The sequence below is a fragment of the Stenotrophomonas sp. 364 genome, assembly GCF_009832905.1.
In the GTDB taxonomy this organism is placed as follows: domain Bacteria; phylum Pseudomonadota; class Gammaproteobacteria; order Xanthomonadales; family Xanthomonadaceae; genus Stenotrophomonas; species Stenotrophomonas maltophilia_AP.
Genome location: NZ_CP047135.1, coordinates 2,095,714 through 2,116,274, shown reverse-complemented (window position 1 = coordinate 2,116,274; position 20,561 = coordinate 2,095,714). Strand labels below are relative to the sequence as shown.

Here is a 20,561-nt window from a genome sequence, read left to right as displayed (position 1 = left end):
GAACGCACGCAGGTGCTGCCGGAATGAAGTGCCCCAGCGACGACGTGGCGACTGTAATGACCTCCAAGTGCCAACAGGCATGGATGCAGTCCATATCGTTCGTACACGGGGGAATACCTGATGAACCGTATCTTTCGACTCGTATGGAGCCACCGGCTGAATGCCCTGGTGGTCGTCTCGGAAGTGGCCACCTCGCGTGGCAGCCTGGTGGCCGGCCCGGTGGTGGTGCACCTGAAGGTGCCGCTGTCGATGCTGTCGATGGGCCTGGCACTGGCCCTGTGCGGCGGAACGGCATGGGCAGGTGAAAGCCAGACCCGCAGCGATCTGGATGCGCTGACCGCCAAGTACGCGCCGCTGCCGGTGAAGGTGGACGCCGAGGCGGCGCTGGCCGCGATGGTGCGCAGTGGCGACAGCACCCCCGCGTTGAGCGCGGCGGCCAACGTCAACCTCAACCTGGGGCTGGGCAAGCCGGCAACGACCACCCCGGCGCAGGCGGCCGTGGCGGTGGGCGTCAAGGTCAAGGCGGCCCTGCCGCGGCAGGTGGCGGCGCCGGAGCGCGCAACATCGGTGGCAGCGCATGCGGGCGTGCACGCCGACGTTGGCGCGGCCGTGGCCGTTGCCGCGCCGAAACTGGCTGCCAGCGTGGTGGCAGATGCCACGGTGGCGCTGGGCAGCACTGAAACGGTCAGCGAGGGGATCGACGATACGATCACCTCCACGTTGGCCACCGGCGTCGCCGGCGGGGTCAAGGTAGATGCGCTGGCCCATGCCGTCGTGGCCGCCGACCGCAACCAGAAGCTGGTCGATGCGAATGCGGCCGTGGCGCAGACCAGTTCCCTGGCGCTGTCACCGACCGCAGCATCCGGCGGGTTGCTGGGCGGCGTGGGCGATCTGCTCGGCGGCGTCGGCAACACGCTGGGCAATGTGGTGGGCGGCGTGAGCAACACCGTCGGCAACGTCGTCGGTGGGGTCAGCGACACCCTCGGCAACGTGGTGGGGGGCGTGGGCAGCACGGTCGGCAACGTCGTGGGCGGCGTGGTGGGCGGGGTGTTCCCGGCGCCGACGTCGCTGCCGCCGGGTCATCCCAAGGCCCCTGCGGCGCCGGACCCCGATGCCGGGCTGATCATCGGCACCGGCGGGCTGGTCGGCTCGCTGTCGACCCTGGTCGGCCCGACGGCGCAGGGGCTGCTGGGTGGGGACGGGTACGTGCGCAACGGCAAGCTGGCCGTCAGCAGCGCGAACGTCATGCAGACCTACTCGGTCACCAATGTGCTGGGCGTGCCGCTGGTCAACCTGACCCCGGCAGGCACCCTGCTCAACGGGCTGGGCGGCGCGGCCACCGGCGGCAGTTCGCATCTGACGCTGATTGGCGGGGTGACCTCGGACAGCTACATCTACAACATCAACAACGGCAACCCGAACGGGTTGCTTGGCCTGCTGCTGCCCGACCAGGCACCGGGCTGGTCGAACAAATGCGTGGACCTGTTGGTGGCCAGCGTGGATTGCTGGGCCGTCAACGCCGCGCAGGACTACCAGGTGCTGGTCGGCGACGGCGCGTATGCCAACGGCTCGCGCGAGGTGGTGATCGGTGCCAACGCCCGCCACGAGCTGGCCAAGGTGGATGCCAACGTGGCGTTCCCGGGTGCAGGCCTGAACGACCCGAACGATCCCACCGGCGTGCCTACCGCCGACTATGCCGCGCGCATGGGCCATTCGGTGGTGGTCGGCGACAGTGCCAAGGGCACGGCCAATGGCCAGGTTCTGCTCGGTGCCGAAGCCACCTCCAGTCAGGCCAACAGCGTGGCCCTGGGCTATCGTACGGTGGCCAACCGCGGTGCGCAGGCCAGCTACAGCGCCTACGGGCTGACCACGCCGCAGATCTCGGCCGGTGAAGTATCGGTCGGCTTTGCGGGCGGCGAGCGGCAGATCACCAACGTGGCAGCCGGCAGCGCGGCTACCGATGCGGTCAACGTGCGTCAGCTGCAGGGCGCTATCAACCAGATCGACGCGCTGGATGTGTTCGCGGTGACCTACGACGATGACGGTGCCGGCGGCGCCGATTACCGACGCATCACCCTGGGCGGCGGCACCGGCACCACCACCCTGGCCAACCTGGCCCCCGGCGCGATCGGCGCGGCCAGCACCGAAGCGGTCAACGGCGCGCAGCTGTTCGCCAGCAACCAGGCCATCGTCGACTACTTCGGCGGGCTGACCGCCTTCGACCCGGCCACCGGCACCTGGACCGCGCCGAGCTTTGCCATCACCACCGTCTCCAACAGCGGCGCCATCGCCCCGGACGTGTACGACAACGCCACCGATGCCTTCTCGGCCGTGGATGGTTCGCTGGTCAACCTCAACACGCAGATCACCGACATCCGCAACGGGGTTGGCAGCCGGTTCCTGAAGATCAACTCGACCGGGCTGGACGCCGTGGCCACCGGCGCCGACAGCATTGCAGTGGGCACCGGTGCCACGGCGACGGCGGCCAATGCCATTGCCGTGGGTGCTGGCGCCATGGCCGATCGCGATGGCACGGTGTCGGTCGGTGCGGTGGGCAGCGAGCGCCAGGTGGTGAACGTGGCCGCCGGTACGCAGGCTACCGATGCGGTCAACATGGGCCAGATGCTGGCCTCTGAAGCGGGCGCGCTGCGCTATGACGAGAACCCCGACGGCAGCGTCAACTACGCGAGTGCCACGCTCGGCAACGGCACCGGTACCACCAGCCTGCGCAACCTGCGGGCGGGTGCAGTCAGTGCCATCAGCAGCGAGGCGATCAACGGTGCCCAGCTGTTCGATGCCAGCCAGGCGCTGGCCACGCACCTGGGTGGCGGAGCCGCGGTCGATGCCAACGGCGTGATCAGTGCGCCGACCTACACCATCAACGCGGTGTCCAGCACCGGCCAGGTGACCCCGGGCGACTACAATGACGTGGGCAGTGCATTCGATGCGGTCAGCCAGTCGCTGGCCAACGTGGCCGACCAGACCGATGCGGTGGACAAGCTGGCGGTGAAGTACGACGTGGACGGCGCCGGCAACGCCACCGACAGCATTACCCTGACCGGCAGCGGTGCCGGCGCGGCGGTGGCGCTGACCAACCTGGCCGACGGCAGCGTGCTGGGCGGCAGCCGCGATGCGGTGACCGGCAACCAGCTGTTCCAGACCAACAACGCGATCATCGGCTACTTCGGTGGCACCACCAGCTTCGACCCGGCCACCAGCATCTGGACCGCGCCGACGTTCAGTATTTCCTCGATCGCCACCGACGGCAGCGTGCTCAGCAACGACTACAGCAACGTCACCGTGGCCTTCGCCGCAGTGGACAATTCGCTGCTCAACCTCAACACCCGCATCGATCAGATCCAGCCGGGTGCGGGCAGTCCGTTCGTGCAGGTCAACTCGACCAAGGCCGCGGCCAGTGCCACCGGCGCCGACAGCATCGCGATCGGTCCGCTGGCCTCGGCCAGCGGCAGTGGCAGCACCGCGATCGGCGATGGGGCTACCGCCAGTGCCGACAACAGCGTGGCACTGGGCAGCGGGTCGGTAGCCAGCGTGGGCGCGCAGAACGGCTACACCGGTGCGTTCGGCACGGTCGGCGGCAGCAGTTCGGCCGGCGAAGTGTCGGTGGGCAGCACCGGCGGCGAACGCAAGGTCACCCATGTGGCCGATGGCTCCGAGCGCTACGACGCGGTCAACGTGGGGCAGCTGCAGAACGGCGTGAACTATGCCATTGACCAGTCCAAGGCCTACACCGATACCCAGATCAACAACATCAACAACGGCACCTCGGGCATGTTCCAGGTGAACAACAGCAACAACCTGGCCGCCCCCGCGGCGACCGGTGCCAATGCGGCCGCCGGCGGCGCCGGGTCCAGTGCGGCCGGGGCCAACAGCACCGCGCTGGGCAACGGCGCCAGCGCACAGGGCATCAATACGGTGGCCCTGGGCGCCGGGTCGGTGGCCACGCGGGACAACACGGTGTCGGTGGGCAGCGCGGGCGCGGAACGCCAGATCACCAACGTCGGCGACGGCAGCGCCGCCACCGATGCGGTGAATGTGCGCCAGCTGCAGGCGTCGCAGCAGGGCACCATCCGCTACGACAGCAACGTCAACGGCACCACCAACCTCAACAGCGTCACCCTGGGCAGCACCAGCACCGGGCCGACCACCGTCCGTAATGTCGCGGCCGGTACCGCCGGTACCGACGCGGTCAACGTCGATCAGCTGCGTGCCGGCATGAACCAGACCCTGGACTGGTCCAAGGCCTATACCGACGAGCGGTTCGATTCGTTCGACCGCAACCTGCGCCGTACCGACGACCGTGCCTCGGCCGGCGTGGCCGCGGCGATGGCGGTGGCCGGGCTGCCACAGCCGTATGAGGCCGGGCGCAGCATGGCCGCGGTGGCCGCTGGCAGCTACAACGGCGAGTCCGGCGTGGCCGTGGGCATCTCCGGGGTGTCCGAGGGCGGGCGGTGGATCTACAAGGTGGCCGGGACCACCAACAGCCGAGGCGAGGGCGGGGTGTCGGTTGGTGCGGGCATCCAGTGGTAAGCACGCCGTAGTGAACCGTTCCCAGTGATTCGTTCCCGGTGCCGGCAGCCTGCCGCACCGGGGATTCCAGCGCGGCGTCGCGCACCAGGGGGAAACCATGTCCGCATCATCGATTGCACACGACCACACGCCGTTGCTGCGCTCACTGTCGCTGGGATTGGCGGTGTTGCTGTTCAGCGCCTGCGCCAGCGGTGGCAAGCACAAGGGCGATGTCTCCGAAGGCACCGCGGTCACGCCGGAGGCGGAGGAGGTGAGGTTCCCCGATCCGAAGCGGGCCACGCTGAAGGAAGGCCTGTTCGTCGACCTGGACAGCCTGCGCCTGTTCGCGCGCGGGATGACCAAGCGCCAGTTGTACACCCTGCTGGGCACGCCGCACTTCGGCGAGGGCATGTGGGGCGTGCACGAGTGGAATTACCTGTTCAACTTCCGCAGCAATCCCGGCGGCGACTACTTCACCTGCCAGTTCCAGGTGCATTTCGATGCGAAGGGCGTGGCCCAGGCCGGCTACTGGAAGCCGCAGGCCTGCGCCGCGCTGCTGCAGCCGCCAGCACCGCCTCCGCCGCCCCCGCCGCCGCCGCCGCCGCCGGCACCGATGCCCAGCGAGCCGGTGCGCCTGTCGGCCGATGCGTTGTTCGCGTTTGACAGCGCCACCCTGACCGAGGCCGGTCGCCAAAGCGTGGATGCGCTGTTGCAGCAGGTGCGCAGCGCCAGCCAGGTGCAGACCATCCAGGTGCTGGGCTACACCGACCGGATCGGCAGCGATGGCTACAACCAGGTGTTGTCGCAACGGCGCGCACAGGCCGTTCGCGATGCGCTGGTGCAGGGCGGGGTGCCGGCGGCGGCGATCGTGGCCGAAGGGCGCGGCAAGGCCGACCCGCTGGTGAACTGCACTCAGGGCAACCGCCAGGCGGTGATTGCGTGCCTGGCGCCGAACCGCCGCGTCGAAATTTCCGGGCTCGCGCAGACGCGTTGAGCCCCACGTGGCGCACGGCCACGCATCTCCCCCCGTTGGTACCCCGCGTCGATGCATCTCTCCCGCATCGGCCGGGGTGTTCTTTGACCTGGCTCGTCGCCCTCGCAGGATGTCTCCCCCGTCATCGCACCGGGGCGGCGGGCCAGGTCATCCTTTACCCGTCCCGCGGCGACGCCCGTTCCTGCAGCGTCGCCGCCTGCCGTTGCGCGGCGGGTGGGTCAGGGCATCAGCACCTTGTCCACCACGTGGATCACGCCGTTGCTCTGGCGCACGTCGGCAATGGTGACGCGGGCGGTGCCGCCCTTGCTGTCGGTCAACGTAATGCCCTTGCCGACCTGGCGGGCAGTGAGCGTTTCACCTTGCACGGTGGTCAGTGCGGCCTTGCCGCCACCCTGCTTGATCCGGGCCAGCAGCGCGGTGCTGTCGAGGTTGCCGGCCACCACGTGGTAGGTGAGCACCTTGGTCAGGTCGGCCTTCTTCTCCGGCTTCAGCAACCCGTCGACCGTGCCCTTGGGCAGTGCGGCGAAGGCCGCGTTGGTCGGCGCGAACACGGTGAACGGGCCCGGGCCTTTGAGCGTCTCGACCAGGCCGGCGGCCTTGACCGCGGCAACCAGGGTGGTGTGGTCCTTGGAGGCGACGGCGTTGTCGATGATGTCCTTGGTGGCGTACATCGGCGCACCGCCCACCATGGGGTTGGCGGCCATGGCGTGGTCGTGGCCTGCCATCGGCGCCTGCGCGAACGCCAGCGGCGCGGCAGCGGTGGACAGGCAGGCAATCAGAAGCAGACCGGTCAGCGAGCTTTTCATGTGCAGAGTCCCAGCAGTAGCGTCCAAGTGACGCAGCAGGATCTACGCGTGAAGCAGCGTGGCGGATGCAGCGGCGGCCGGCTTTCTACGTTTGTTATCGGCAGGTGAGGGTGATCAGGCGGGGCCGCGTTCGCTGGTGATGGTGGCGCCCTCGCGCATTACCAGGGTCACCGGGGTCTTTTCGACCACCTCCAGCAGGCGCTGCCACTGCGCATCGCTCAGCGCCCCACTGGCATGCAGGATGCGGTGCACCATCAGCTTGCCGGCGGCATCGCGCGAGGAGCTCAGCTCGGCGCGGAAGGTACCCAGATCCCACCCTTTCTTCTCTGCATACATGCGCAGGGTGATCGCGGTACAGGCCGACAGCGATGCCAGGTACAGGTCGAACGGGGCCAGGCCTGCGTCCTGGCCACCGAGTGGGGCCGGCTCGTCTGCAATCAGCTCGTGCACGCCGCTGCGGATGTGGTGGCGGTAGTTGGGGCCTTCGGAAACGATCTGGACCTGTGCCATGGGGCGGCGCCGTGCTGGAGTGGGGATGCGCGCAGCATCGCACGCCGCCGTCGCGGGCGGAACGCCGCGTCTCTGCGCGCGCCGCGCTCAGGGCGTGCGTCGCGGGTCGCCACCGCCGGCGGCAATCCAGCCATCCACCGCCTGCGCCACCACCGTCATCGGCATCGCGCCGTTACCCAGCACCAGATCGTGGAAGGCGCGGATGTCGAACCGCGTTCCCAGTTCCCTGCGTGCCCGTTTGCGCAGGGCCAGCAACTGCAACTGGCCCATCTTGTACGACGACGCCTGGCCAGGCTGGACCAGATAGCGGTTGATCTCCACGCCCACGTCGCTGGGCTTCATGCCGGTCTTTTCCTGCATGTAGGTGGCGGCCTGCTCGGGCGTCCAGCGTTTGCGGTGCAGGCCGGTATCCACCACCAGCCGCACCGAGCGGAACATCTCGGCCTGCAGCCGGCCGAGGTCGCCAGCCGGGTCGTCCTTGTACACGCCGGCCTCGGCCATCAGCTGCTCGGCATACAGCGCCCAGCCTTCGCTGAAGGCGCTGGGATTGAGGCTGCGGCGCAGCAACGGCAAATCGGCCAGGGTCTGCCCGATCGAGATCTGGAAGTGATGGCCGGGCGAGCCCTCATGGTAGGTGAGGGTGGGGATGCTCCAGCGCGTGTTGGACTCGATGTCGCCCAGGTTGATGAAGAACGTGCCCGGTCGCGAGCCGTCCATCGCCGGGGGATAGTAGTAGCCGCCGGGCGAGGTCTTCTGCATGTGTGCCGGCACCGGCTGAACCACCAGCTTCTGCGGCGGCAGGTGGCCGAACCAGGTCGGCAGGATCGGGTCGAGGTCTCGCAGGCGCTGTTCGATGTCGCCCAGCAGTTCCTTGCGCCCGGCCTCACTGTCGGCATACAGGTAGCGCGGGTCCTGGCGCAGCTGCTGCACGCGGGCGGCGACGCTGCCTTCGCGCAGGCCCAGCAGGACCAGCCGCGCATCCATCAGCTTCTCCACCCGCGCCACTTCCTCCAGCCCGACCGCATGGATCGCGTCGGCGTCCAGGTCGGTGCTGGTGTACCAGCGCAACGCGGTATCGTAGTAGGCCTTGCCCTGCGGCAGCGCCCACACGCCCCTGTTGCCCAGGCGGCGCGCCTGCAGGCCCTGCACATCGGCCAGCAGGCGCTGGTAGCCGGGATTGACCGACTGCTGCACCGCGCGCGTGGCCTGCGCGATCAATGCGGCGCGGCGTTCGGCAGGAATCGCTGGCAACTTCTCCAGTTTGCGCTGCAGCGACTGCACCCACAGGCTGTCCTTCGGCGCAGGTTCGAGCAGCGTGCGGAACTGGTCGGCGGCGCCCTGCAGCGCCACTTCGGGCGGCACCACGCCCTGCGCGGCCTGCATGTCCACGTTGGCGCGCACCTGGTCCAGCTTGGGTCCCATCGCCTGCAGCCGGGCGATGTAGTGCGCCGCGCTGGTCTCATCGGTGACCGCGTGCTGGTTGTCCATGAACTGCGGCAGGTTCACCGGCAGGCTGAACAACTGGTCCACCGCATAGGTGCTGCCCCCCACCGGCAGCCATGCCGCCGACCATTGCACCGCCATCAGGTCGATCTGGGTCTGGTAGAACCAGCGCGCCAGGCCACGGCTCAACTGCTGCTGCGCATCCAGCGTGGCGCCCTGCCACTGCGTGATCGCCGCCAGGTTGTCGGCCAGGAACCGCCGGTTGACCTCACGCCGTGCCAGTGAGACATCGGTGAGCTGGTCGGACGTGTCGGCCTGGCCGTCGCCACTGATGCCGAGCATCGTGCGCAGCTCCGGGTCGGCGTTGATCGCGGCCATGGTTTGTGCGTCGAGCAGGCCGTTGAACGACACCGGCGTCGGTGTGCCGGCCACCGTTGCCGGCGGCATCGGCGTGGCGGCGGTGGCCTGCGCGTGCGTGGACGGCGTGGCGAGCGCCAACGCCGCGCCGATGGCGAGCGACAACAGGGCGGGCAGGGCGGCAGCGGTCGGGTTCGGCAGCACGGGACATCTCCAGTGGCGGGCTGCGCGCAGGCTACGCCAGGTCGGCGCGGGCTGCACGTGCAAGGGGGCACCCGCGCGCCCTCCCGGCGGCAGCCTCGGCGCGTCAAACGGTGCGCGGTGCGAAGCCGTCCGCGCTCCAGGCTTCGCTGCCCACGCCGTGATGGATCACAAACAGCCCGTCCGGGTCGTAGCGCTGCTTGGTGGCCAGCAGGCGCGGGTAGTGCGGGCCCCAGAAGGCCTGCTGCCAATCGGCCTGGAAGTAGTCGCACTCGGACACGTACGTGGGGGCCTTGGGCACCAGCACCGACAAGGCCTCGTAGGCACGCCGCACCCGTAGCGCCCCCCGGCGCGCGCCGGGCTCGTCCACGCTGCCGCCACAGCCGGGATAGACCGGGCCGCCGGCAGTCCCGATCAACGCCAGCGCGAAGGCGTCCAGCACGGCAGGGTGGGTGGCGGTGTCGGCACTGGCCGCGATCGCCTCGGCGGGCGCGCCGAACAGCCCCTTGTTGCAGTGCAGGCCCACGTCCATGTGCGCGGCAGCCGCACAGAGCGCCGTTGCGGCGGTCACCACCTGGTCGTCCCCCAGCAGCGCCGACGGCATCCACGCCGAGGCGTACCCGTGCAGGAACCAGCCCACCTGGCCCTGGTCGCCTTTCCACAGCATGTGGTGGAAAGGCGCATCGGCACGGGTGTCCTCGGCAATGATCGCCGGCGCGTGCTGGCGGAAGAAGTCCGCATCCCAGAAGTCGCGCGCCGGCATCGCCAGGGTCTGCAGCGGTTCGCGCACGGTGTAGCCCGGGTTTGCGGTGATCCAGTCCAGCAGCGGCTGCCACGTGGCTGCCGCCGTCTCGCGGCTGAGGCCCTGGAACACCATCGAGATCGACAGGGTGCGCTCACCGGCGAAGGTGATCTGCTCGCCCCAGTGGGCGTTGCACAGGTGGTCCCGATAGAAACGCAGTACCTGGGCCGCCAGCGCACGCCATTGTTCCTCTGTGCTGGCCTGCACCTTGAAGGAGACGCCGCCAAACGTATCGGGCAGGGCGTGGGTCTTCAGGGTCATCCGGGTGACGATGCCGAAGCTGGCGGCACAGCCTCCCTTCAGCGCCCAGAACAGGTCCGCGTCGTTGTCCGCATTGACCACACGCACCCGGCCGTCAGCGGTCACCACCTCGGCCTCCAGCAGGCCCGCCGCAGCGCTGCCGAAGGTCTTGGAGAAACTGCCGAAGCCACCGCCGGTGACCAGCCCGGTCACGCCCACCGACGTGCACCCACCGCCCTGCACGTACCGTCCGCCGTGGGTGGTTACGGCGGTGTAGGCGTCGATCCACATCGCCCCGGCACCCACGCTCACCGCCGGCTGTGGCGCCGTGCCAGGGCGCGCGCCCTGTGGCACGAAGGCGTCGTGCAGCTGGATCTGGTTCATCGCCCGGGTCCAGACCAGCAGCGAGTCGGGCGCGCACGAGGTGCCGTGGTAGCTGTGGCCGCCGCCCTTGACCACCAGCCGCAGCCGATGGGTGCGGGCAAAGTTCACTGCCGCGGCGACGTCGGCGCTACTGGCGGCGGCCACCATCTGCGCGCTGGGCACCGAGCGCCATGCGCCGAAGTAACCGCTGGTCTGGGTCAGCCCCGGTTGGTCCCCGATATAGAAGGGGTTGTGGATCTGCGCCAGCGCTTCATCGCGGGTGGCGGCATCGACCAGGAACGGCGACTGCGGCACCGACAGCCGCCCGCCGACCGCCTGCGACAGTCGGGCCCAGTCGGCGCGGGCCGGCCACCCGGCGGTGCCCGGCCGCACCCGGGGGGCGGGCAGGGGCGCGGCGGCCGTCGCTTCCAGGACCAGCGGCAGCAGGGGCAGGGCCAGGCTGGCCTTGAGACAGTCACGTCGTTTCATCGGGGTATTCCTTGGCGCGTGGCCGGTAGCGATGCCAGCGAGTGTGTGCCGGCTACCGCCCGTCGTCATTGGGCGCGGGACGAAAGGGGGCAGCAAGGGACCAACGGCGGCCGGCTCGGGGCCGGTGGGCCCGGCCGGGCGTGCGCAGGGCGGGATGACGCATTACGCTGGGTGCCCGGCAGCGTCGGCAACCGGGCCTGCCTCCCCCTGTGCTGGACGGCCACTGGCTGGCCCTATCGTCGAGGAACGACAATGCGCTGGATGCTGTTGGTGATGGGCCTGTTCTGCATGCTGGCCGGTGTCGCGCAGATGGCGTTCGGCGTGCACACCTTTGACAGTTCCGATCACGGCGGTTCATGGATCAACGTACGCGGCAGCCTGGCCCGCTACTTTGTTGATCACCCCCTGCGCGATCTGGTCGACTACCAGCGCTACGTCGCACTGAAGGTGATGAAGGCGCTGGAGACCAGCGTCGAGGTGCATCTGCTCAGCGGCCTGGTGTTCCTGGCCATGGGCGCGGTGCTGCTGGTGATGTTCTGGTGGTGGGAGCGACGCATTACCTTGCGCGGGGGCGTGGCGTACCGCGCTGGCCCGGGGTAGCGGCCTGCTGATCGGCCGCGGGGCAGCTGGCGTATGCTGGCCACCGCAGCGCGGGGATGCGCTGCGCCGTCTCACTGGACGCCCGCTCCGCCGCCAAGTGCGTGAGGTGCTGGCCGCTGCCCGCCCATGGAGTTTCGATGGTCTTTGCCCTGTGTGCCTTGCTGCTGATCGACCTGGTGCTGCAGTTCTTCTGGAACGCCCGCTATTTCAGCTGGGGCATCCGCATTTTCAACCAGCGTATCGCTGCCCCGACCGACTGGCGCACCCGACTGTCACTGAGCAGCCTGGAATACGATGTGCCGCGTGGAAAGTACCTCCACCTGGTGTTCCGACGGCTGCCCGACGGCAGCTATGCCTTCCGCGAGAGCTTCGCCCAACGCTTCTACCCGATCATGCGCGGGCGGGTGGTCGCCGACCCCAAGCGGCGCGAGGTGAGGGTGGAAGGGCGCTTCAACTGGTCAGCACTGGGCATGTCGCTGTCGATCATTCCGGTGGTCCTGGTGCGGCCGGCGGCGGCACCGATGCTGTTGATGCTGCCGTTCTTCCTGGTCTGCTATCTGGTCCAGAAGAAGATGTTCGGCGCCGTGGCGACGGTGATCGAGCAGCAGCTGCGCGGAGTACCGTCGGCCGACGCGATCCTGCGTGAACGGTTGCAGGTCGGCCAAATGCCCCAGGCTTGACCTTCCCACGGTGGGAATCCCCAGACTGGAGGTACCGTGTGACGCTTCACCTCCACGCCGCCATCGGCGCGATGATGGGCACGGTGGTGCGGTGTGGCAGCAGGTTTCCGAGGAGCAGAACATGTTGAATATTGGTCAGGCGGCCGCCTTTTCCGGCCTGTCGGCGAAGATGATCCGGTACTACGAACAGATCGGCCTGATTCCGCAGGCCGAACGCAGCGCCGCGGGCTACCGGACCTACAGCACGCAGGAGGCGCACAGCCTGCGCTTCATCCGGCGCGCGCGCGACCTCGGATTTCCGGTTGAACAGATCGCCGAGCTGCTGACCTTGTGGAACGACCGCGGCCGGGCCAGTGCGGACGTCAAGGCCGTGGCATTGGCGCACGTGGCGGGCCTGCGCACCCGGATTGCCGAACTGGAGGCGATGGCGCAGACCCTGGAGCATCTGGCCGAGCACTGCCACGGCAACGATCGCCCGGATTGTCCGATCATTGCCGACCTCGCCGAGCAGACCGACGCCGCTGCCGCCGCACCGGCCACGGTGGTGCCTCATCGCGCACCGCGTTTCGGCACCGATGGGCCGGTGGCATCCCGCCGTCGTGCGGCAAAGTGAACCCTGCCTTGCCACGTGCACGACACCGCTTGACCTTGCCATGCTGTCAGGCCGGAAAGTAAGCGCACACTTTCCCACGAGGCGTCCTGCATGTTCCGTTTCAACATTCCCAACATGACCTGCGGCGGCTGTGCCCGCTCCGTGACCAAGGCACTGATGGACGCAGATCCCAACGCGCGCATCGAGACCGATCCGGCGGCGCGCGAGGTGCGGGTGGACAGCACCCTGAGCGAAGGGGTGTTCGTGGCGGCGCTGGCCGAGGCAGGTTTCCCGGACGCACGCTGAGCCGGGCATGTGAGGTAGGCATTTGCGGCAGCGCTTGGCTAGGATAGGCGCTCCACTCCCACGCTACACGCCAAGGACGCCACTTTCATGCGTGCAACCGACGACAAGACCGAACGCCGTGCCCAACTCACCGCGGCCATGCAGTCAGCGGGGTGCACTGCCCCGCGCGACTGGGTGAGCAGCGAGCTGTCCGAGAACATCGCGCAGTTCGCCCGGTTCCGCGTGCTGCACGACGTGCACGTATTGGCCGACCACGTGGAGCACGTCCTGTCCGACGCCATCGACGAGCAGCCCGAACTGGAGGGTACCCTGCAGACGCTGCGTGCTGCGGTGGACCCGAAGGCACTGCATGCGCTGCTGCGCGCGTATGCCAAGGCGCTGGGCAATCACTTCGTGATGGTGCTCGATGAGGGCGGCATGAGCGACGACCCGCGCATGCCCGGCTGGCAACTGATGGAAACCGGGCCCGACGGGCCGACAGGGCGGCGGGTTGACGGGCTGCACGAGGACTACCTGGATTTCGAGGATTCCTACCAGCCCCTGGCCGACGCCCGCACCTGACCCCTTCGGCGCGGCAGGCGCGATCCGCGCCGCGCCGTCCCCGTGCATCACATGGCGTATCACCGTCGGCTGGCAGCATCGGTGGGGTCCGGACATCCGTCCATCTGGAGACCGCCGTGAACTCGACTGCCTCGCTGGCCCGCCCATGGGCCCTCCATCCTTTCCATGCCGCGGTGCTGGGCGGCGTGCTGCCGTTGTTCCTGGGCGCGCTGCTGGCCGACTACGCCTACTGGAGCAGCTACGAGATCCAATGGAGCAACTTCGCGGCCTGGCTGCTGGTGGGCGCCATGGTGATCACCACCCTCGCGTTGTTGTGCGCCCTGGTGGGCCTGGCCCGCGGCAGCCGCGCGCGTGCCTACACCGCGCTGCTGGTGCTTACCTGGGCGGCGGGTTTCTTCAACTCGCTGCATCACGCCCGTGATGCCTGGGCGATCATGCCGGTGGCATTGGTGTTGTCGGGGGTCGTCACGGTACTGGCCCTGCTGGCGACCTGGGTCGGGTTCTCCAGCCTGCGCGTGGGAGGTGCACGATGAAGCGTCAACCCACCGCCATGCTCACCGTATCGGTGCTGACCATCGCGCTGGCCGCGTGCAGCAACAAGGCGCCCGAGCTTGAACAGTACGGCGCCACCCCGGAACTGCCCGCGCCCAACCGCACGCTGATGCCGGACATGACCATCGCCAAGCCGGCCAGCTGGGGCGATCGCACGCCGACGGTGCCAGCGGGCTACCGCATTTCGGCCATCGCCACCGGGCTGGCCATTCCGCGGCAGACGCTGGTGCTGCCCAATGGCGACATCCTGGTGGCCGAAGGTCGCGGCGGCAGCGCCCCGAACCTGAAACCCAAGGACGTCATTGCCGGCCGCATCAAGTCGAAGGGCAACACCGCCGTGAAAAGCGGCAACCGCCTTACCTTGCTGCGCGATGCCGATGGCGACGGCGTGTACGAACTCAAGACCGTGTTTGCCGACCACCTCAATGCGCCGTACGGCCTGGCGTTGATCGGCGATGCGCTGTATGTGGCCAACCAGGACGCGCTGGTGCGCTTTGCCTACCAGCCGGGCCAGACCAAGGCCAGCGGCGCGCCGAGCAAGGTCACCGACCTGCCGGCGGCGATCAACCACCACTGGACCAAATCGTTGGCGGCGAGTGCAGACGGGCGCCACCTGTACGTGGGTATCGGCTCCAACAGCAACATCACCGAACGTGGCATGGCCGTGGAGATCGACCGGGCCCAGGTATGGCAGGTGGATGCTCAGACCGGCGCGCACAAGGTGTATGCCACGGGCCTGCGCAATCCCACCGCGCTGACCGTGCAGCCGGGCACGGGCGTGCTGTGGGCGGTGGTCAACGAACGCGATGAGATCGGCCCCAACCTGGTGCCGGACTACCTCACCTCGGTGCGCGAAGGCGCGTTCTACGGCTGGCCCTACAGCTACTGGGGCAAGAACGTGGATGTGCGGGTGATGCCGCAGAACCCGCAGAAGGTGGCCACGGCCATCGCCCCGGATTATGCGCTGGGATCGCACGTGGCCGCGCTGGGCGTGACGTTCTCGTCGGCCGCGATGGGGCCTGCGTTTGCCGACGGTGTGTTCGTCGGTGAGCATGGCAGCTGGAACCGCAATCCGCCGGTCGGTTACAAGGTGGTGTTCGTGCCGTTCCGTGACGGTCGCCCGGCCGGCGCACCGATCGATTTCGCCAGTGGTTTCCGCGGCGATGACGGTCGGACCCGCGGCCGTCCGGTCGGGGTCTCGCTGGATCCGCGTGGGGCGGTGATCGTGGCCGATGACCTGGCCAATACGATCTGGCGCATCACTCCGGTGGCGGCGTCCGCGGGTAGCTGACGCGCCCGGAAGGCATGACCAGCGGAATGCAGCAAGGCCGGCGCGTCATTACGCGCCGGCCTCGACGCGGTCAGGCCTCAGGCGTTGCCCGACGCACTCAGGTGCTTCACCAGCTCGGCCGCCGTTGCTGCCGACGATGCCGGGTTCTGACCGGTGATCAGCAGGCCATCGCTGACCACGTACGAGCCCCAGTCGGGCCCCTTGGAGTACTGGCCGCCGGCCGCCTTGAGCATGTCTTCCACCAGGAACGGCACCACGTCGGTAAGGCCGACGCCGGCTTCCTCACTGTTGGTGAAGCCGGTGACCTTCCTGCCCGCCACAAGCGGCGAACCGTCCGCGGCCTTGACGTCGCGCAACACGCCCGGGGCATGGCAGACCAGCGCGACCGGCTTGTTGGCGGCGATGAACGATTCGATCAGTGCGATCGAGTGGTGGTCGTTGGCGAGGTCCCACAGCGGGCCATGGCCGCCGGGATAGAACGCGGCGTCGAAGTCGCTCTGGTCGACACTGTCCAGGCGCACGGTCGCAGCCAGTTGCGCGGTCGCGGCCGGATCGGCCTCGAAGCGACGGGTGAGGTCGGTCTGGAAGTCGGGCTCGTTGCTCTTGGGATCCAACGGCGGCTGGCCGCCCTTGGGCGAGGCCAGCACGACCTGCGCGCCCGCATCGGCGAAGGCGTAGTAGGGCGCAGCGAGTTCTTCCAGCCAGAAGCCGGTCGTGCGGCCGGTGTCGCCCAGCTGGTCGTGGGAGGTAAGGACGATGAGGATTTTCATGCGGTGGCTCCGGTGGATGGGACGGGATGAGTAGACCAGTCGTCTACGATGGGGGCGAACGAAAAGGCACGTCGCCCTGAAGTGCCTGTGGTGCTTTCCGGCCCGTCAGGCCGAAGGGTGAAGTGCTTGCCGGGTCGCGCTCAGCGCCGCATCGAAGGGCTGCAGGGTACGGGTGATTTTCACCATGATGCTCGCGCCCAGCCACAGCTGGTAGAGGCTCTGGGCCACGGTAGCGGGGTCGCCGTGGACCTGCAGTGAGCCGTCGACGACGCCGGCCTGGATCGCCCGCGCCAGACGTTCGACGATGCCGGCCGTGCCGCGCTGCAATGCTGCGCGCATGCTGGCCGACAGGTCGGCCACTTCGGCGCCGAGCTTTACCGCCAGGCACTTGCCCTGGCACTCCTCGAACGACTGCGCGTCCCGCCAGGCGCGGAAGTACGCATCCAGCTGCTGGGCCTTGCTCAGGCCGGGCTGGCGGAAGGTGGCGTCCATCTCGGCCAGGTACGCGGCAAAATAGCCCTCCAGCAGCGCCTCGCCGAAGGCTTCCTTGGAGCCGAAGTAGTGGTAGAACGAGCCTTTCGGCACACCAGCGGCGGTGAGGACCTCATTCAGGCCCACCGCAGAGAAGCCCTTGCCGCCCATGATCCGCTCGCCGGTGGCCAGGATCCTGTCGCGGACATCGAGGGGTTCAGGGGAGGTCGCAGCGGTCATGGGATGTACTGTACGCCCGATTAGACCGGTCGTCTAGTGCGCGTTTTCAGCAAGCGATCAACGCGTTCAGGTGCCATGCCTGCGACCGGCTGGCTGGGATCGCCGCATCCGGACGACCCCGCAACTGGATACCGCGGCCGTTTCGCCGCACAGTTGACCCTTTCCGCTACGGAGACTGGCATGACGTTCAAGGCACTACTGGCAACCAGAAGCGGCGACACGATCTCCACCGCGCAGGCCGTTCTGTCCGATACCGATCTGATGCCCGGCGAGGTGACCGTTGCCGTGGAATACTCGACGGTGAACTACAAGGATGCACTGGCCGTGTCGGGCCGCTCGCCGGTGATCCGGACCTTCCCGCTGATCCCCGGCATCGACCTGGCGGGCGTCGTGGAGCGCTCGACCCACGCCGGCATCGCGCCCGGCGACCGCGTGCTGGTGAACGGCTACGGCCTGAGCCAGACCCACCATGGTGGCTTCGCGCAGCGGGCGCGCGTGCCCGGCGAGTGGCTGGTGAAGGTGCCCGACGCCTTCAGCACCCGCGACGCGATGGCGATCGGTACGGCCGGGTACACCGCGATGCTGTCCGTGCTTGCACTGGAACACGGCGGTCTCACGCCGGCCCACGGCGACATCCTGGTCACCGGTGCCAATGGCGGCGCCGGCTCCATCGCGATCGCGCTGCTGTCCGGGCTGGGGTACCGCGTGGTCGCCTCGACCGGTCGGCTGGAGGAAGCCGACTACCTCATGGAACTGGGCGCGGCCGAGGTGCTCGACCGGCATACGTTGTCCGAGCCGGGCGCACCGATCGCCAAGGAGCGCTGGGCCGGCGCGATCGATTCGGTGGGCAGCCACACGCTTGCCAATGTGTTGGCGCAGACGCGCTATCGCGGGGTGGTCGCGGCCTTCGGCCTGGCCCAGGGCGCGGACCTGCCGGGTTCGGTGCTGCCCTTCATCCTGCGCAATGTCACCCTGGCCGGCATCGATTCGGTCAACGCACCGTTGCCGGTCCGCCAGCAGGCTTGGGGCCGCCTGGCCCGCGACCTGGACCTGGGCAAGCTCGCCCGCACCACGCGCGTGGTCAGCCTAGCCGAGGTGCCGGCCATCGCCGCGCAGGTACTGCAGGGGAAGGTGCAGGGCCGCACCGTGGTCGACGTCAACGCGTAACGGCGCAGGTGCAGGTGATCATCGGTCGCGCGCTGGCGCGTTCGCGGCCGGTCCCGGCGCTGGCAGGGTGCGCAAGACGGCCTTGTCCAGTTTCGCCGCCACGCCCACGCTGCGGCCGGCCAGGTTGGCCACGTGGTACTGCACCGCCACGCCCAGCACCTGGCTCGCTTCGGACAGGCTTAGCCCGTAGCCCTGGCGCAGCCACTGCAGCATGCCGGAGGTGGCCACGCGCAGCGCGTCGTCGCTGGAGCCGCCCTGGCCGAGGGTCATGATCTGTGTCGGCGACTCGACCCGGGGCGTGGCGATCGACTGCCGCTTCACCAGCCCCACCTGCACCTCGACGTCGAGCGAGGTTTCCAGCGCCCACTGGGTGGTTTCCCCGTCGCCCTGCAGGGCGTGGCCATCGCCGAGATACAGCAGCGCGCCGGGTTGCTGCACGGGCAGGTACACGGTGTTGCCTTCGACCACCGCGTTGAAATCCATGTTGCCGCCGAAGTCGGCGGTGTCGCCGGTGGAGAACGGCGGGTAGCCGAAGCCCGGCGCCACCGCCAGCCCGCCCAGCATCGGCTTCACCGGCACTTCGAACTGTTTGAGGGCGCCGCTGGCGTCCTTCGGCCGCGCCATGCCGCGCACCCGGTCCAGTTCCCAGCGCACCGGCTTGCCCAGCCCGGTGGTTTCGGCGGCTATCCGTGGCGTCTTCAGACGGCCGACCACGCCGTCCAGGCTGTCGGCGTAGTCGCGGTTGAGTTTGAGCGAGGTGAGGGTGATGGCCAGGGTGTCGCCGGGCTCGGCGCCGACCACGAAGAACGGCCCCACCTGCGGGTTGCCGAACAGGGCGCGGGTGACGCCGTGCTCGTCCACGCCGCCGGAGTCGAGGGTCTTGGTCCGCACCGAATCACCGGGGTGGATGACCAGCACCGGGGCACGGTCGGCGCTGAAGGTGTTGGAGTAGTCGACCGGGGTGAACACGTGCCGTTGCGCGGCCGTGCCGGTGCGTGCGGGCACCCGCCAGGCACTGAATGCATGCTGCGCACGCACGGCGCGGTTGTTGGTGTCCGGCTGGTCGCTCTGGCCCTGCATGCGTGCAGCGTCGATTCGGCCGCTGAAGTGGTAGACCTGACCGTCGTTGCCGGTGGCGGTGAAGCGTACGTCGCGGTCGCGCAGCGTGCCGCTGACGCGGTCGCCGTCGAGGGTGCCGGTGAGCCGGGTTCCCTGTACGTCCAGCTGCAGCGTCTGGTAATTCGTGTTGCCCCACAGATCGGTCGCCACGATCCATTGTTCGGCCGCACGTGCATTGAGCGGCAGCGCGGCGAGCAGCAACGAAGACACTTTCCAGGACATGGTCACGGTATGCGGCGTCACGAAGGGCCCGGCGGGCGGATGCCGCAGCCTAGCCGGTAGCCGCCGCGCGCCCACAGTGTCGAAGGTAACCCGGGCGCGGCACGCCGCGTTGCGCGTGCGTGCCGCGCCAGCTCAGGGGATCAACCGCCGTGCGCGCAGCTGCGCGAACAGCGCGAAGAACGCATCGTCGCTCGGCTGGTAGTCCAGGAATCCCAGCCGGCGACTCTTGGACATGTCGGTGATCACCTCCAGCGGGCGCCCCAGGTCGGCATCGGTATGCCAGGGCGAAATCAGTCGGTGGATGTCAGGCTCGACCAGACCGTGCTCGGCAGCCAGTGCCGACCATGCAGCTGCATCGTTGACCATTTGCTGCTCCAGCGGCCGCACCTCGCCAGTGAACGGGGCAGGCTCGAGATCGAACCACGCCGCGATCCTCTCCCACATCCAGCGCCAGCGGAACACATCGCCGTTGACCACGTTGAAGGCCTGGTTGAACGCCGCCGGGGTCTGCGTGGCCCAGAGAAGGTGCCTTGCCAACAGGCCGGCATCGGTCATGTCGGTCAGACCGTTCCACTGCGCCGACGACCCCGGGAAGTAGAACGGACGCCCCAGGTGTCGGCACAGCGTGGCGTAGACCGCCAACGTGGTGCCCATGTTCATGGCATTGCCCACCGCCGGGCCGATCACCGTGTGCGGGCGATGCACGCTCCAACTGAATCCATCGCGCGCGGCGGCGGCGAACACTTCGTCCTCCTGCGCGTAGTAGAAGTTGTCCACGTCCAGGCGCGGCTGCTCCTCGCGGAACGGGGTCTGTGGGAGCGCACCCTGCGCGTAGGCCTCGAACGGCCCCAGGTAGTGCTTCAGGCCGGTCACCAGCGCCACGTGCCGGACCGAGCCGGCCGGACGCACTGCATCGAGCAGGTGCCGCACCATCGCAGCGTTGACCCGGATGTTCTCCGCCTCATTGGCCTGCCGCGACCAGGTGGTGATGAACACGTGGGTCGGCGCCAGGCCCGCCAGTGCGACGCGCGTGGCCTGCGCGTCGCGCAGATCCGCCGCCACCGCGCCGACGCCGGCGGGCAGGGCGCCGGGCGAGCGCGCCAGGCCGTGTACTGCCCAGCCCGCTCCCTGCAGTTCCCGGATCAATGCGCTGCCGACGATGCCGGTTGCGCCCACCACAAGTGCCGTGTTGTTCATGCTGCCGCCTTTCCATCCACTATCAGGCGCACACAGTAGGATAGGCGCGCACGCCTCGAAA

General features: G+C 68.8%; 18 protein-coding genes. 10 read left to right on the top strand and 8 right to left on the bottom strand.

Annotation, left to right across the window (positions count from 1 at the left end; all coding sequences use genetic code 11):
- The first annotated feature begins 120 nt into the window (after positions 1-120).
- Entirely contained in the window at positions 121-4,548 is a 4,428-nt protein-coding gene (locus GQ674_RS09705; protein WP_159496901.1) for a YadA-like family protein, read from the top strand.
- A 97-nt stretch (positions 4,549-4,645) separates the two neighbouring features.
- Positions 4,646-5,521 carry an OmpA family protein gene (locus tag GQ674_RS09700; protein WP_159496900.1) on the top strand — a complete coding sequence of 292 codons (876 nt, stop codon included), beginning with the start codon at positions 4,646-4,648 and terminating at the stop codon, positions 5,519-5,521.
- Positions 5,522-5,739: 218 nt separating this feature from the next.
- Here the strand turns inward: GQ674_RS09700 and GQ674_RS09695 are convergent, their stop codons facing one another.
- The 4 genes from GQ674_RS09695 to GQ674_RS09680 form a co-directional block, all read right to left on the bottom strand.
- A complete protein-coding gene (locus tag GQ674_RS09695) occupies positions 5,740-6,327 on the bottom strand; it encodes a fasciclin domain-containing protein (RefSeq protein ID WP_159496899.1) in 588 nt (195 codons plus the stop codon).
- A gap of 114 nt (positions 6,328-6,441) precedes the next feature.
- Positions 6,442-6,837 carry an OsmC family protein gene (locus tag GQ674_RS09690; RefSeq protein ID WP_159496898.1) on the bottom strand — a complete coding sequence of 132 codons (396 nt, stop codon included), beginning with the start codon at positions 6,835-6,837 and terminating at the stop codon, positions 6,442-6,444.
- Positions 6,838-6,924: 87 nt separating this feature from the next.
- The gene (locus tag GQ674_RS09685) at positions 6,925-8,841 is read right to left on the bottom strand and encodes a DUF885 domain-containing protein (RefSeq protein ID WP_159496897.1); all 1,917 of its coding nucleotides are present in this window, start codon (positions 8,839-8,841) and stop codon (positions 6,925-6,927) included.
- A 103-nt stretch (positions 8,842-8,944) separates the two neighbouring features.
- The gene (locus tag GQ674_RS09680; protein ID WP_159496896.1) at positions 8,945-10,732 is read right to left on the bottom strand and encodes an FAD-binding protein; all 1,788 of its coding nucleotides are present in this window, start codon (positions 10,730-10,732) and stop codon (positions 8,945-8,947) included.
- 252 nt (positions 10,733-10,984) lie between these two features.
- Between GQ674_RS09680 and GQ674_RS09675 the strand changes: the two genes are divergently transcribed.
- The 7 genes from GQ674_RS09675 (at position 10,985) to GQ674_RS09645 (ending at position 15,314) form a co-directional block, all read left to right on the top strand.
- The gene (locus tag GQ674_RS09675; protein WP_159496895.1) at positions 10,985-11,332 is read left to right on the top strand and encodes a hypothetical protein; all 348 of its coding nucleotides are present in this window, start codon (positions 10,985-10,987) and stop codon (positions 11,330-11,332) included.
- 137 nt (positions 11,333-11,469) lie between these two features.
- Positions 11,470-12,012 (top strand): hypothetical protein, encoded by a 543-nt coding sequence (locus tag GQ674_RS09670; RefSeq protein ID WP_159496894.1) that lies wholly within the window; start codon positions 11,470-11,472, stop codon positions 12,010-12,012.
- 124 nt (positions 12,013-12,136) lie between these two features.
- Positions 12,137-12,625, top strand: a complete 489-nt coding sequence (gene cueR, locus GQ674_RS09665; RefSeq protein WP_159499369.1) for a Cu(I)-responsive transcriptional regulator — start codon at positions 12,137-12,139, stop codon at positions 12,623-12,625.
- Positions 12,626-12,715: 90 nt separating this feature from the next.
- Positions 12,716-12,910: a heavy-metal-associated domain-containing protein gene (locus tag GQ674_RS09660; protein WP_159496893.1), complete on the top strand. Its 195-nt coding sequence runs from the start codon at positions 12,716-12,718 to the stop codon at positions 12,908-12,910.
- An 87-nt stretch (positions 12,911-12,997) separates the two neighbouring features.
- On the top strand, positions 12,998-13,471 hold the full coding sequence (locus GQ674_RS09655; RefSeq protein WP_159496892.1) for a hypothetical protein: 474 nt from the start codon (positions 12,998-13,000) through the stop codon (positions 13,469-13,471).
- Positions 13,472-13,587: 116 nt separating this feature from the next.
- Positions 13,588-14,004, top strand: coding sequence for a DUF2231 domain-containing protein (locus GQ674_RS09650; protein ID WP_159496891.1), 417 nt, complete (start codon positions 13,588-13,590; stop codon positions 14,002-14,004).
- Entirely contained in the window at positions 14,001-15,314 is a 1,314-nt protein-coding gene (locus GQ674_RS09645) for a sorbosone dehydrogenase family protein (protein ID WP_159496890.1), read from the top strand. The genes GQ674_RS09650 and GQ674_RS09645 overlap by 4 nt, the downstream gene beginning before the upstream one ends.
- Positions 15,315-15,391: 77 nt before the next feature.
- Here GQ674_RS09645 and GQ674_RS09640 read toward each other — a convergent pair whose 3' ends face one another.
- Both GQ674_RS09640 and GQ674_RS09635 read right to left on the bottom strand, forming a co-directional pair.
- Entirely contained in the window at positions 15,392-16,084 is a 693-nt protein-coding gene (locus GQ674_RS09640) for a type 1 glutamine amidotransferase domain-containing protein (RefSeq protein WP_159496889.1), read from the bottom strand.
- Positions 16,085-16,189: 105 nt separating this feature from the next.
- On the bottom strand, positions 16,190-16,795 hold the full coding sequence (locus GQ674_RS09635) for a TetR/AcrR family transcriptional regulator (RefSeq protein ID WP_159496888.1): 606 nt from the start codon (positions 16,793-16,795) through the stop codon (positions 16,190-16,192).
- A gap of 180 nt (positions 16,796-16,975) precedes the next feature.
- Between GQ674_RS09635 and GQ674_RS09630 the strand changes: the two genes are divergently transcribed.
- Positions 16,976-17,962 carry an MDR family oxidoreductase gene (locus GQ674_RS09630; protein ID WP_159496887.1) on the top strand — a complete coding sequence of 329 codons (987 nt, stop codon included), beginning with the start codon at positions 16,976-16,978 and terminating at the stop codon, positions 17,960-17,962.
- A gap of 18 nt (positions 17,963-17,980) precedes the next feature.
- Here GQ674_RS09630 and GQ674_RS09625 read toward each other — a convergent pair whose 3' ends face one another.
- Positions 17,981-19,303, bottom strand: coding sequence for an acetamidase/formamidase family protein (locus tag GQ674_RS09625; protein ID WP_159496886.1), 1,323 nt, complete (start codon positions 19,301-19,303; stop codon positions 17,981-17,983).
- 132 nt (positions 19,304-19,435) lie between these two features.
- A complete protein-coding gene (locus tag GQ674_RS09620; RefSeq protein WP_159496885.1) occupies positions 19,436-20,500 on the bottom strand; it encodes an SDR family oxidoreductase in 1,065 nt (354 codons plus the stop codon).
- Positions 20,501-20,561: the final 61 nt, after the last annotated feature.